The 12,840-nt window shown below is 29.4% G+C and carries 16 protein-coding genes and 1 riboswitch; of the genes, 15 read left to right on the plus strand and 1 reads right to left on the minus strand.

The genetic code is table 11. The features are described from left to right. Window positions 1–187 precede the first annotated feature (187 nt). From T514_RS0102805 to T514_RS0102845, 9 genes are all read left to right on the plus strand, one after another. Window positions 188–604: a YjdF family protein gene (locus T514_RS0102805; protein ID WP_027623390.1), complete on the plus strand. Its 417-nt coding sequence runs from the start codon at window positions 188–190 to the stop codon at window positions 602–604. Between the two features lie 44 nt (window positions 605–648). Next, window positions 649–748: riboswitch (purine riboswitch) on the plus strand. A gap of 180 nt (window positions 749–928) precedes the next feature. Continuing rightward, complete coding sequence (gene add / locus T514_RS0102810; protein WP_027623391.1) at window positions 929–1,921, plus strand: adenosine deaminase; 993 nt, start codon at window positions 929–931, stop codon at window positions 1,919–1,921. Between the two features lie 272 nt (window positions 1,922–2,193). Beyond that, a complete protein-coding gene (locus tag T514_RS23740) occupies window positions 2,194–3,621 on the plus strand; it encodes an APC family permease (RefSeq protein ID WP_034867884.1) in 1,428 nt (475 codons plus the stop codon). 59 nt (window positions 3,622–3,680) lie between these two features. Then, the gene (locus T514_RS0102820) at window positions 3,681–4,919 is read left to right on the plus strand and encodes a metal-dependent hydrolase family protein (protein ID WP_027623392.1); all 1,239 of its coding nucleotides are present in this window, start codon (window positions 3,681–3,683) and stop codon (window positions 4,917–4,919) included. A 206-nt stretch (window positions 4,920–5,125) separates the two neighbouring features. Continuing rightward, window positions 5,126–6,532 carry a Trk system potassium transporter TrkA gene (trkA, locus tag T514_RS0102825; RefSeq protein WP_034867886.1) on the plus strand — a complete coding sequence of 469 codons (1,407 nt, stop codon included), beginning with the start codon at window positions 5,126–5,128 and terminating at the stop codon, window positions 6,530–6,532. Next, window positions 6,483–7,955: a TrkH family potassium uptake protein gene (locus T514_RS0102830; protein ID WP_027623394.1), complete on the plus strand. Its 1,473-nt coding sequence runs from the start codon at window positions 6,483–6,485 to the stop codon at window positions 7,953–7,955. Before trkA ends, T514_RS0102830 begins: the two co-directional genes overlap by 50 nt. Before the next feature lie 156 nt (window positions 7,956–8,111). Further along, complete coding sequence (locus T514_RS0102835; RefSeq protein WP_027623395.1) at window positions 8,112–8,294, plus strand: hypothetical protein; 183 nt, start codon at window positions 8,112–8,114, stop codon at window positions 8,292–8,294. 212 nt (window positions 8,295–8,506) lie between these two features. Then, the gene (locus T514_RS0102840; protein WP_027623396.1) at window positions 8,507–8,701 is read left to right on the plus strand and encodes an alpha/beta-type small acid-soluble spore protein; all 195 of its coding nucleotides are present in this window, start codon (window positions 8,507–8,509) and stop codon (window positions 8,699–8,701) included. A gap of 76 nt (window positions 8,702–8,777) precedes the next feature. Beyond that, window positions 8,778–8,969, plus strand: coding sequence for a hypothetical protein (locus tag T514_RS0102845; protein ID WP_027623397.1), 192 nt, complete (start codon window positions 8,778–8,780; stop codon window positions 8,967–8,969). Window positions 8,970–9,161: 192 nt separating this feature from the next. Here the strand turns inward: T514_RS0102845 and T514_RS23745 are convergent, their stop codons facing one another. Then, entirely contained in the window at window positions 9,162–9,764 is a 603-nt protein-coding gene (locus T514_RS23745) for a hypothetical protein (RefSeq protein WP_034867890.1), read from the minus strand. 194 nt (window positions 9,765–9,958) lie between these two features. On the opposite strand from T514_RS23745, the gene T514_RS0102855 reads away from it, so the two are divergent. The 6 genes from T514_RS0102855 (at window position 9,959) to T514_RS0102885 (ending at window position 12,731) form a co-directional block, all read left to right on the plus strand. Next, entirely contained in the window at window positions 9,959–10,150 is a 192-nt protein-coding gene (locus T514_RS0102855) for an asparagine synthase (RefSeq protein ID WP_207640905.1), read from the plus strand. A gap of 276 nt (window positions 10,151–10,426) precedes the next feature. Next, window positions 10,427–10,609, plus strand: coding sequence for a hypothetical protein (locus T514_RS0102865; protein WP_027623399.1), 183 nt, complete (start codon window positions 10,427–10,429; stop codon window positions 10,607–10,609). 70 nt (window positions 10,610–10,679) lie between these two features. Further along, a complete protein-coding gene (locus T514_RS27500) occupies window positions 10,680–10,805 on the plus strand; it encodes a hypothetical protein (protein WP_278246506.1) in 126 nt (41 codons plus the stop codon). Between the two features lie 31 nt (window positions 10,806–10,836). After that, complete coding sequence (locus T514_RS26435; RefSeq protein WP_156939778.1) at window positions 10,837–10,986, plus strand: hypothetical protein; 150 nt, start codon at window positions 10,837–10,839, stop codon at window positions 10,984–10,986. A 205-nt stretch (window positions 10,987–11,191) separates the two neighbouring features. Beyond that, complete coding sequence (locus tag T514_RS0102880) at window positions 11,192–11,455, plus strand: hypothetical protein (RefSeq protein WP_242850549.1); 264 nt, start codon at window positions 11,192–11,194, stop codon at window positions 11,453–11,455. Window positions 11,456–11,582: 127 nt separating this feature from the next. Further along, window positions 11,583–12,731 (plus strand): aminotransferase class I/II-fold pyridoxal phosphate-dependent enzyme, encoded by a 1,149-nt coding sequence (locus T514_RS0102885; RefSeq protein WP_027623401.1) that lies wholly within the window; start codon window positions 11,583–11,585, stop codon window positions 12,729–12,731. Window positions 12,732–12,840 lie beyond the last annotated feature (109 nt).

The raw sequence follows: 12,840 nt of genomic DNA on the forward strand, positions 1-12,840 counted from the left end.
TCGTATGCACTAATACTGTTTATTTTAACAGATGTGCGTTGAATGATTGATAATACTGGCTTTATAGAGATAAAAACACAGATTCGGTTGGTAGTCCGGACCTATCTATGTTAATAGATAGCAGTAACCTGCCCTCCTGGGGTTGTCCCTTCTCTATGCTTAAGTTAATAAACAGGAGGAAAATAAGATGAGAACTAGTATTAAGTTAACCCTATTTTTTGATGGAGTTTTTTGGGTTGGTGTATTTGAAAGAACTTATAAAGGAAAGTATGAAGCCTCAAGATTTGTGTTTGGTTCTGAACCTAAGGATTATGAAGTGTATAATTTTATATTAAAAAATTTCTATAATATAAAATTTACAATATCAATTCCTGATGAGGAAATTAAGGAGAAGAAAATAAATCCTAAAAGAATGCAAAGAGAAATAAGAAAGCAAATTGAAAATAGGGAAATAGGAACAAAGGCTCAGATTGCTATTAAGTTACAACATGAAGAGAATAAGACTAAAATTAAAAAAGCAAAACGAGAAAAAAAGGAAGAGGAGAAGGAGAGAAGATTTCTTTTAAAAATGGAGAAAAGAAAATTAAAGCATAAAGGACATTAAAAGCTATGGTTTAATTAATATTTTTTTTATGATAAAATGGATAATAAAATATTAAAAGAAACTTTCGTATAACCTCAATAATATGGTTTGAGGGTCTCTACCAGGAGCCAATAATTCCTGATTACGAAGAAAGCACACATATGTGATGTGGTGAATTTTCTTCGTAATCAGGAATTTTTTTATTTTATCATTATCTGTTCTAATACTCACACTTTCTTCAAAGTGTGAGTAAAAATCGGCTAGGGTTCTTAATAATGATTTATAAGCTTTACCCGAAACTAAGAACTCTATTTATTTAAACATTTATAAGAAGGAGGATAAATTATGAATTTTAAAATGTTGCCAAAACTTGAATTGCATTGTCACTTAGATGGAAGTGTTAGACCAAGAACAATTATAGATATAGCAAAAGAAGAGGAAATAAGTATTCCTTGTTACAATATTGAATCTGTAGAAAATATGATGATTGCGCCCATGGAATGTAATTCTCTTGTTGAGTATTTGCAAAGATTTGAACTTCCTATAATGGTTATGCAATCTAAAAAAAGCCTTAGAAGAATTGCCTATGAACTTTTAGAGGATGCAGCTAAAGAAAATGTAAAATATATAGAAATAAGATTTGGCCCATTGCTTCATACAAAGAATGGATTAACTCTTGAAGAAGTAATACAAAGTGTACTAGATGGAATAAAAGACGCAGAAAATAACTTTAATATAAAGGGTAATTTAATTCTTTCTTGTTTAAGGAACATGCCAGTAGATACTGTATTTCAAATAATAGAAGCAGGTAAAAAGTTTCTTAATAAAGGGGTAGTAGCTATAGATTTATGTGCTAATGAAGAAGCTGGATTTTGTGAAAAGTTTATAGAACCAATTAATCTAGCCAAAGAATGTGGATATAGGGTAACAATTCATGCTGGAGAAACTGGGATAGGAGAAAATGTGCTTCATGCAGTTAAAAAGCTTGGAGCGGAAAGGATAGGGCATGGAGTGTTTATAAAGGATTGTCCAGAAGCATATAGTATTGTAAAGAAAGAAAAAGTTATTCTTGAAATGTGCCCTACTAGTAATATCCAAACAAAGGCTGTAGATTCTTATAAAAACCATCCGCTTTATGATTTTTATAAGAACGGAATTAAAGTTACGGTAAATACAGATAACAGAACCGTATCTAATACAAATTTAACTAATGAATATGATAATCTTCTAAAGGAATTTAATATAACCTACGAAGATTATAAAGAATTTTATTACAATAGCATTGAAGCTTCTTTTGCTGATTTGAAAACAAAGATTGAATTAAGAAATATGATATAATTTATAAACTAAAAATTCTTCATTTATTTACTAAGTTAGAGATTAAATTATGTATAAAAAAGTGGATTCTTAAGAATTCACTTTTTTATTTGTTGTATGTAATAATTGGAGATATTTTATTAACTATGTTATGTAGATAAGATTTATTTAAATATATTATGGAAAAATATGGTTGAAAAGTATTGCACTAAGTAGTACAATACTAATTACAACAGGACTAAAATATATTAATGTTTTAGTAGCATTTATACGGGAGAGGGGGAATATTAGAAATGTCAAATGGTACACCAACTAAACAAACTGGAATGAAAAAAACTCTTTCTCTATGGAATTTTTTTACCATAGGGTTTGGAGCTATTATTGGTACAGGATGGGTTTTATTGGTTGGAGACTGGATGATTATAGGAGGAGGACCTTTAGCTGCGTTAATTGCATTTATCATAGGTTCAATATTTTTACTTCCTATAGGGGCAGTTTTTGGTGAGTTGACAGCTGCTATTCCTGTTTCTGGTGGTATAGTGGAATATGTTTCACGTACTTTTGGAAACAAGGCATCATATTTTACTGGATGGTTTCTTGCTTTAGGTAATGGAATTCTTTGTCCCTGGGAAGCTATTGCTATTTCATCTTTAGCTGGAGAGTTTATTCCTGCGCTTAAGGTCTTCCCATTATATGAAATTATGGGAGCTACAGTATATCTTCCTACTTTACTTATAGCAATTGTATTTGCATTTTATGTTATCCAATTAAATTTTAAAGGTGCTTCTGCAGCTGCAAGGCTTCAAGGATTTCTAACGAAATTATTGCTTGCAGGTATGGTAATTGCTATGGGGGTTTCTTTATTTAGAGGAGGGCCTAGCAATATGCAGCCTCTATATAAAGGAGCAGCTTCAGGTAAAAGCATATGGATGGGAATTCTTCCAGTTCTAGTTATGACACCATTTTTTTATGCAGGATTTGATACTATACCACAACAAGCTGAAGAAGCAGCAGAAGGATTGGATTGGAATAAGTTTGGTAAAGTTATCAGTATGGCATTACTTGCATCTGGTATATTTTATGTGATTTGTATATATTCATTTGGTACAATAGTTCCTTGGGAACAATTTGTTACCTATAATATACCTGCTTTAACTATTTTATCAGTAATTGGTCTTAGGGTGTTTTCAAAAGTAATGATGTTTATTGCTATTATGGGACCATTAGGACCTATGAATTCTTTTTTTGGGGCTACCACTAGGATTTTACTAGCTATGGGTCGTAAAGGACAGTTACCTGAAAAGTTTGGGCAGTTAGATAAAAAGAATGGTACTCCAAAAGCTGCTAATACTTTAATGGCAGTTCTCACTATAATAGGTCCATTTTTAGGCAAAAATATGTTAGTACCATTAACCAATGTTAGTTCATTAGCATTTATATTTGCTTGCTTTATGGTTAGTGCTGCTTGTTTAAGAATGAGGAGGACAGAACCCGATATTCCAAGACCTTATAAGGTTCCAGGAGGAAAAATCGGAATATCATTAGCTTGTATTACATCATTTATAATTATAGCATTATTGGTGGTTCCAGGTAGTCCTGCATCTTTAAATAATGTTGAATGGATTGTGGTAATTATTTGGTTTTTAATAGGTCTTACATTTATGTTATTTAGAAACAAGAAGGTAGAAAAGATAGAAAATAAAAGTAGTACCTTAAATTAGCTAATAAAATATTTTACAATATTTAAATTAGAATAATTTTAATGTTAGGGGGAAATATCATGGGAAAAATTGCTTTTATAGGTGGTTTATTAATTGACGGTACTGGTAAAGAACCAGTAGAAAATTCGCTATTACTTGTTAATGACAAAAAAATTGAATACGTTGGTACAATGATAGATGTAGGTGAAGAGTATGAAAAAATTAATATTACAGAAAAAACAATTATGCCTGGCTTAATTGATAGTCATCTTCATTTTAGTGGAAATAGAACTGATAATGATTCTGATTGGGTACTTGAACCTGTTATACAAAAGACAATTGTTGCTGTGGCACAAGCTCGTGAAGCATTGGAACATGGGTTAACTTCTGTAGGTGAAATTTCACGTTCAGGTATATATATTCGAGACATGATTGAAGAGGGAGTTATTCCAGGACCACGTGTAGTCACATCTGGTCTTGGTTTTTGTAGAACAGCAGGACATGGAGATTCTCATAGGCTTCCATTAGATTATAATAATGCATCTCACCCTTGGGCTGAACGTGTAGATGGTCCTTGGGATTTACGTAAAGCAGTAAGGAGAAGACTTCGTGAAAATCCAGATGCTATTAAAATATGGTCCACAGGAGGAGGAATATGGAGACATGATGCTAAGGCTGATTCTCATTATTGTTTAGAAGAAATACAAGCAGTTGTTGATGAGTGCAATATGGTAGGACTGCCTGTTTGGTCACATGCGGAAGGGTACGGAGGGGCATTAGATTCCTGCAAAGCAGGAGTATCTGCCATAATTCATGGGCAAGAATTAAATGAAGAATGTTTAGAAATAATGAAAGAAAAGGACATTACATTTTGTCCAACTCTTCAATTTTTTTATGAATGGTTTACAGTATACGAACCACCATATAGAGCAATTCATGATCAGTATCCTGGCAATACAACTGCAGAAAAAGAGCTTAATCGTATAGTTAGTAATTTGCAAAATGCAAATAAAAAAGGTATTAGAATTACAGTCGGCTCAGATTCTTTCTGTAGTAGCTTAACCCCATACGGTAAATATGCTATTACTGAGATGTATGCACTTAATAAATCAGGTTTAACAGAAATGGAAACAATTTTAGCTGCTACTAAAAATGGTGCTGAAATGCTTAGAATAGACGATATTACAGGTACTCTTGAAAAAGGTAAATTTGCAGATATTCTTGTTATTAATGGTAATCCACTAAAAGATATTCACAATATTGCTACTGATAAAATGGAAGTTATTATGAAGGAAGGCAATTTTGTTAAAAGAAAATAATTAATAGAAAAGAAGATAATAACTATCAGGCTAAAATAGTCTGATAGTTATATTTTTTATAAAATAAAATTTCCATATAATTATTCTATAAATGAAAACTATAGAAAAAATAAAATAATTATACAATAATTTTTAAATTATGATACAATAAGAAAGATATATAACAAAATATAGCAATTTATTTACTATGGCAGGAGATGATTAACATGAAGGTAATGATAGTTGGTGCCGGAAAATTGGGGTACAAGCTGGCAGAAGCTATGATTAATGAAGACATTTATGTAACATTAGTGGATACCAATCAAAAAGTTTTAGAGAGGATAAATGATCATTTAGATGTACTCACTATTAATGCAAATGGAATTGATATAGGGGCTCTTAAGGAGCTTAATATAGAAAATTATGATTTGCTGGTGGCTGCTACACATAGTGATGAAACTAATACTATTATTTGTTCTTTAACTAAAAAAATAGGATGTAAAAAAACTATAGCAAGAATTAGAAACCCCGAATACATTGAACAATTGGATTTTATAAAGAATGAAATGGGAATTGATTATATTATTAACCCTGAATTAGCTACAGCTAATGCAATGGAAAAATATTTGTTAAAAAACTATAGTTTTCACTCTGGAAATTTCGCTAGTGGTAAAGTATCTATGGTAGATTTTAATTTAAATAATGTAAAGGAATTCATTGGAAAGAAAATTGAAGATATTGAAGATCTTCAAGGGTTATTAATTACAGCTATATATAGAAATAGAAACATAATTATTCCGTATGGATCAACTAAATTAATGGAGAATGATATAATTCATGTTATAGGTAAAAGTGACAATATCAGTAGATTAAAGGAAAAATTCAAAATTTGTATAAATAAAAAAAATATAAAAAATGTCATGATTCTTGGTGGAGGGAAAATAGGATATTACTTAGCTCAAGTATTGATTGTATCTAATATCAATGTGACTATTGTAGAACAAGATAAAAAACGATGCCAGTATTTATCTGAAAAACTACATAATGCTTTAGTTATTCATGGAGATGGAACAGATATAAATCTTTTAAAAGAGGAAGATTTAGAATCTATGGATGCATTTATAGGAGTTACTGGATATGATGAGCAGAATTTATTAATGGCGTTAATGGCTAAACAATCGGGTGTGGAGAAGATAATAGCTAAAATAAGCAGACCAAGTTATGTGCATATAATAGACAAACTAGGCATAGATGCGGCATTAAATCCTGTAAATATTACTGTAAGCAATATATTAAAGTATATAAGAGGTGGTAAAGTTGTATCAGTTTCGCTACTTTTAGGAGAAGAAGGAGAGGTAACGGAGATTATTGTTGATAAGGATTTACCTATTGTAGGGAAACCAATATGTGAATTAGGACTTCCTAAAGGAGTAATTATTGGAGCAATTGTACGTGAGGAAGAAGTAATTATTCCTAATGGTGAATCTATAATTTACCCTAATGATAGGGTGATTATTTTTTCTTTAACATCTGATGTGCCAGCACTAAAAATGTTTTTTAGACATAAAAAAGGAGGCGTCTTAAGTGAATTATGGAATAGTAATCAAGATGTTAGGAAATATATTGGAAATTGAATCATTACTTATGGTGCCTTCTTTACTGGTGGCTTTATATTATAATCAATTAGATAAGATTCCTTTAGTAATAAGTATTTTTATAACTGGTATTATAGGTTTTATTATGACTAAAAAATCTTATAGTAAAAAAGTAATTAAAGTAAAGGAAGGACTAGCAATTGTAACTTTTGGATGGCTTTTAGCATCTTTATTTGGAGCTTTACCTTTTGTACTTTCAGGAAGTATACCAAACTGGAGTGATGCATTTTTTGAAACAGTGTCTGGATTAACGACTACTGGAGCAACTATAGTAAATAATGTAGAGGCTATGCCTAAAGGAATTTTATTTTGGAGGTCATTTACCCATTGGATTGGTGGTATGGGAATACTTGTATTTACTGTTGCTTTTTCAACTACTATTGGAGTAGGTGGATTTCAAATATTTAAAGCTGAAAGTCCTGGACCAATAACAGATAAAATTGTACCTAGAATTAAAGATACTGCAAAAATTTTATATACTACTTATTTTGCCATGACTATTTTACAAATAGTCCTACTAATAATTGGTGGTATGTCTTTATTTGAAGCTTCTGTACATACTTTTGGAACAGTAGGTACTGGAGGATTTTCTACTAGAAATGCAAGCATAGGTGCTTATGATAATACTTACATTCATATTGTAATTGCAGTATTTATGGTGTTGTCTGGTGTTAATTTTTCATTATATTATGCTATATTTAAAGGAAAATGGAAAGAAGTTTTAAAAGATGAAGAGTTAAGATTGTATTTGGGGATAGTTTCTTTGGCTGTAATATTTATTGCATTAAATATAAATTCAAAAATATATTACAATATAGGGTTATCTTTTAGAGATGCATTTTTCCAAGTAAGCTCCATTATTACTACTACAGGTTATGCTACAACAAACTTTGATAAATGGCCAACTTTTAGTAAAGGAATTTTGTTTATGCTTATGTTTATTGGTGGATGTGCAGGATCAACAGCTGGAGGAATTAAAAATATAAGAATACTGGTATTTATAAAATTAATTAAAAGAGAAATATCTAAGATATTTCATCCTAGAGCAATTATACCAATAAAAAATGGAGGAAAAGTGGTACCCAATGATACCGTTGCAAGTATAACTAGCTTTTTTGTGCTTTATATTATGATATTTGTTTTAGGAACAATAGTTGTTTCGTTAGAAGGGGTTGACATTGAAAGTGCAGCAAGTTCTGTAGCTGCAACTTTGGGGAATGTTGGACCAGGTTTTGGATTTGTAGGTCCTACACGAACTTTTAGTGAATATAGTGGATATAGCAAGGTGCTATTTTCTGCATTTATGTTATTGGGTAGACTTGAATTGTTTACAATAATTGCATTATGTTCACCTGTTAATTGGAGTAATGGTCGTAAGAAAGAAAAACTAAATGTTGCCTAATAACAAGCATATATAAAGAAATATTAAAGAAAAAAATATTTTAATAAATTAATTATTTTATGATAGTTAAAATTTTAGCATTGGATGGTATAAAATTTTAAAATTTTGGGGACATTAAAAAAAGTTTATAAAACAACAAGGAGTAGTGTTTTAAATATGGAATTATATATTTATTTAAAAGGACAAAAGGAGCCAGTTGTGTATAGTGGAGACAGAATTGATGTTTTAGATTTCCAAATGAATAAAATTAAATATAAGCAAATAAGATGTTTTAAAAAAGGATTTAGTAAAAGTGAACTTGTAGAAGAATCTATAATAAATAAAATAGTAGAAATGTGATATAATGGCATCTAATCATTTAGATTAGATGCTGTTTTTTAGATTTTAATTGTTAATTATATTACATTAACTGTCAAATTAAAAGTATATATGGTACTTTTAAAAATAGTTTCCAAGCCTTCCTCCAATTCCACAACATATAATTTCAGTTATAGGTAAAACTTATAATACAAAACAAAATAAATTAAAAAATTTGATAGGAGGAATTCACTATGGCAAACAGAAGTAATAGAGTATTAGTTCCAGAAGCTAAAGAAGGGTTAAATAAATTTAAAATGGAATCAGCAAGAGAAGTAGGAGTTAACTTAACAGATGGATATAATGGAAATCTTACTTCAAGAGAAGCTGGATCAGTAGGTGGAAACATGGTTAAGAAAATGGTTGAATCCTACGAAAGAAATTTATAAAAATTAATAAATAAGCTCAGGTAACTGGGCTTATTTATTTTGAATTATTCAAATAAAATAGTAGGAGGAAACCTGTATGGGGATTATGGGAAAAAACCATTTCTATAATTTAAATACATCTAATTACAGAAAAAGTTTAAATAAAGTTAAAAATGAATTTGCTAAAGAAATTTCTAATAAAGATGAAAATAATATGTCAGAAAAATTAGAAAGTAAGCTTAAAAGTATGATAAAGCCCTTTGAAAGAAAAACAAAAGATAGAGACTAATAGTATACCTCTATCTTTTGTTTTTTCAATTTAAATAAAGTATAAAAACTAAATTAATTATATAATCTTTAGATAAAAAAGTGTAGACTAATGTTTTCAAATATTTGTTTAGAAAAGAGAAGAATGCTAATAAACATATGCTATTAGCATTCTTTAATTAGGTAAATGTAAATAATCTAAAACTTATTTATATTATCTCCACCACCATGGTCTACCATAGTAATGGTGATAATATGGATAGTATGGGTAATATGGATAGTATGGATAGTATGGTCTATTATGGTGACCATAATAATCATGATAATCATGACCATGACTATAATAAGGAGAACGATCAAATGTCATATCATCAAGATCGTCAAAGTTATCATTATCATCACTATCATTTCTATATTTATAGCATGGATCCTTACATTTTTTATCAAGTTTATATTCAGCTGGAGATACCTGAGACGGCATCTGGCAAGGCATCATTTCAGCTGGAGATACTTGAGAAGGCATCTGGCAAATTGGGCATGATGGCATCATCTGTGGAGCCATCATTTCAGCCGGAGATACCTGAGACGGCGCTTGGTATGGCATCATTTGCGAGGGCGCAGTTTGCATAGGCATCATTGGATAATAGGGCATCATTGGGCAGCAGCACATGTAAGGCATTTCCCAAGGTCTTTCCTCATGACAATGATCGTGATCATGGTCATGATGGTGTTTATGTTTGCCACGTGCGGCATCATCTAGATTTTCAGTAACATTATCATTGATAATTTCATCAGAGTCTACAGTTCTAAAGTACATTAATATACCTCCATAAAACTTAACTATACTACTATTATATTAACAACTAAAAAAAAGGTTACTACAATTTTGAAAAAATTTACTATATTTTACAATGGTTTTCTAATGTAACTTGATGATATAAAAAATTAAGATTAAATAATTTAGTTATGGAAATTATATAAAGTATAAATATGATATAGGGAGGAATAAGTATGAAGATTAAGGAAGGCGTTATACCTACAACATTAGGTACCATAGTAACAGCAGGTGCACTTGTTGCAAGAGCAAGGGATGGAAGAGCAATGAAGAGAAAAGACATGGTTCCTATGGTAGAGACCGCAATTATAGGTTTTGGCTTAGCACATATTGTATTAGGAGCTATAGACTTAATACAGGATAGATAATTTTAATTGATTTAATGGAGGATATTGTTATGTCAAAGGGGAATAAAACTGGAAACAATAAAAGTAAAGTTAATAGTAGTACAAAAAGAACTGAAGTAAGCAATGTTCAGGATAAAAATAGTAAGAACAGAGATAAGTGATAAAACAGAGCCTTTATACAGGGCTCTGTTTTATTTTGTTTTTAATTAAACTATTAGCATTTAGTAATAAAATTAGAAAGAAAATAGTATATTTACATATACGGATTATTAAAGTTTAAAGAATGGGGGAGTTTATATGAGATTAGAAGTAACTACTGTGTGGGGAGTTCAAATTCATACTTTAAATTCAAGAGATCTTAAAAGGTTTGAGGAGTGGTATGAAGATAAAATTAGTAGAAACATATTTACCTATTCTAGGGATGGATATGCTTGGCACATAATAAAGCCTCAAGTTAAAGGAATAAAGTATATTGATTGATATAATGAAATTATAGAATAATACCTCTTTCTATGGAGAAAATAATCCTAGAAAGGGGTGTTTTTTTATTATGTCAGTAAAACAAAAACTTACCAATAAACAAACTAGTGCTATAGGAATAGAGAGAGTGGACAATGGAGAGATTAATCACGAAGTAGATAAAAAACATAAAAAACATAAAAAAGAAAGAAAATAATTTTTATACTGTAATAAAGGAGTGATGTAGTATGGCAAAGAGAAATGAAAAACTTCCACATGCTCAGGCATTTAAGAAGGGCAAACGAATGATGGATAATGAAAAAGATCTTTCTAATGTACTTCAAGAAACCCAATTAAATCATAGAGATGTTTTGAAGATTAAAAATGAAAATAGATAATTAATTATTAAGGATAAATTTTTTATTGCCAATATGAAAAAATTCTAATAGAAAATTTAGTGAAGGGATTTTTTAGATTACAGCATATATAGCATATTAGTGGATTAGGTGGTACAGTCATTTATATACAAAATAAAGTTTTATGCATATTATATAATATATAAAATATTAATAAAGTGATGGATACTCAATTATGTATTTAGGAGTGATAGGTTTGAGTATACAAATATACCAAGGCCTAAATTTCAAAATATATAAAGTAGGGGATGAGTTTATTATTCATAATACAAATAAAAAATTTAAAAATGGGCATACTCATGTTCATAAATATAATACTTGCATGATCATGATAAAACTTATAAATAACAAGCTTTTACCTAAAAATCATAGTAAATACTTTTTAGAAAGCTTAATAAGAATTAGTGATGACAAAGAATATATAGAAATGATTAAGAAAATCTCAGGATAAAACCTGAGATTTTTTATTTGTGATAAAGATTACATAAAAAATATTATGTAAATATATAAAAATGTAAACTGTAACACTATATATAAAACTTGAATAAAATAATAAAAAAGATTTAGGAGGATTAAAAGTGAAAATAAATAATAGACTAAACAATATTCCAGAATATGAACTTGGTAAGATTAAAAATATAAAAGATGAACTAATAAAAAAAGGGGAAGAAATTATAGATTTTGGGGTAGGTGACCCTGATTTGCCAGTAAATAATAGTATACTTGAGGAACTAGTAAAAAGTTTTAAAGAGGCAGGTTTTAATAATTATCCACCATATGATGGAATAATGAGATTAAAAAAAGGCATAATAGAATACTACAAAGAAACCTTTGGTGTTAATTTAAATATGGATGAAGTGCTAGTCCTTATAGGTTCAAAGGAGGGAATAAGTAATCTTATACCAGCAGTATGCGATTTAGAGGATTATGTTATAATTCCTAAACCGTCATACCCTGTTTATGAAGCTGCTAGTAGATTGTGGGGAGCAATTCCATACAAATTATCTCTTAAAGAAAAGGATGGGTACCTACCAGACATTAATTTAATTCCTAATGAAATAATTACAAAATCTAAATTGTTTGTAATAAATTATCCTAATAATCCTACTGGGGCTGTGGCAAATGAAAAATTTTATAAAGAGATAATAAATTTTTGCTATAAAAACAATATATTATTATGTAATGATGGAGCTTATAATGAAATTTTAAGATCTGGTGAAAAACCCTTAAGTTTATTACAATTTGATTATAAAAAATTATGTGTGGAATTTGGTACCTTTTCAAAGATATATAATATGACTGGATTTAGAATTGGATATATAGTAGGAAATAGTCAGGTTATTAAGGGAATATTAAAGATAAAAACTAATGTAGATTCTGGGCAATTTATTCCTATACAGCATGCGGCAGCACAAGCATTAAAATTAGATAGAAATTATATAAATTCTGTAAGAGAAATATATGATAGAAGAATTGCTTTGGCAGAAGAAATTTTAACAAAACATAATATAAGTTTTTTTAAGAATAAAGGAACTTTTTATTTATGGTGTAAGGTGCCTAAAAATTATACAACAGATGAATTCTGTGAGGATTTATTGAAAAGGTCTGGATTAATAGTTACTCCTGGATATATATTTAGTAATCTTTCCTATGGGTATTTTAGAATATCTTTGACAAAAGATGAGAAGATAATAGAAAAAGGTTTAAATAAATTAGCCACATATTAAAATTTTGTGATATAATTCATTGTGATATAATCAAATTTATGGAGTAATTAGAGCATATTTTGTGATATTGCAAAATATGCTTGAATTTATTATAAATATAAATGTATAA

The organism is Clostridium lundense DSM 17049 (assembly GCF_000619945.1).
Taxonomy (GTDB): domain Bacteria; phylum Bacillota; class Clostridia; order Clostridiales; family Clostridiaceae; genus Clostridium_AO; species Clostridium_AO lundense.

Coding starts and splice junctions, on each gene's coding strand:
- T514_RS0102805 (WP_027623390.1), top strand. CDS start 188: ATGAGAACTAGTATTAAGTTAACCCTATTTTTTGATGGAGTTTTTTGG.
- add (WP_027623391.1), top strand. CDS start 929: ATGAATTTTAAAATGTTGCCAAAACTTGAATTGCATTGTCACTTAGAT.
- T514_RS23740 (WP_034867884.1), top strand. CDS start 2,194: ATGTCAAATGGTACACCAACTAAACAAACTGGAATGAAAAAAACTCTT.
- T514_RS0102820 (WP_027623392.1), top strand. CDS start 3,681: ATGGGAAAAATTGCTTTTATAGGTGGTTTATTAATTGACGGTACTGGT.
- trkA (WP_034867886.1), top strand. CDS start 5,126: ATGAAGGTAATGATAGTTGGTGCCGGAAAATTGGGGTACAAGCTGGCA.
- T514_RS0102835 (WP_027623395.1), top strand. CDS start 8,112: ATGGAATTATATATTTATTTAAAAGGACAAAAGGAGCCAGTTGTGTAT.
- T514_RS0102840 (WP_027623396.1), top strand. CDS start 8,507: ATGGCAAACAGAAGTAATAGAGTATTAGTTCCAGAAGCTAAAGAAGGG.
- T514_RS0102845 (WP_027623397.1), top strand. CDS start 8,778: ATGGGGATTATGGGAAAAAACCATTTCTATAATTTAAATACATCTAAT.
- T514_RS23745 (WP_034867890.1), bottom strand. CDS start 9,764: ATGTACTTTAGAACTGTAGACTCTGATGAAATTATCAATGATAATGTT.
- T514_RS0102855 (WP_207640905.1), top strand. CDS start 9,959: ATGAAGATTAAGGAAGGCGTTATACCTACAACATTAGGTACCATAGTA.
- T514_RS0102865 (WP_027623399.1), top strand. CDS start 10,427: ATGAGATTAGAAGTAACTACTGTGTGGGGAGTTCAAATTCATACTTTA.
- T514_RS27500 (WP_278246506.1), top strand. CDS start 10,680: ATGTCAGTAAAACAAAAACTTACCAATAAACAAACTAGTGCTATAGGA.
- T514_RS26435 (WP_156939778.1), top strand. CDS start 10,837: ATGGCAAAGAGAAATGAAAAACTTCCACATGCTCAGGCATTTAAGAAG.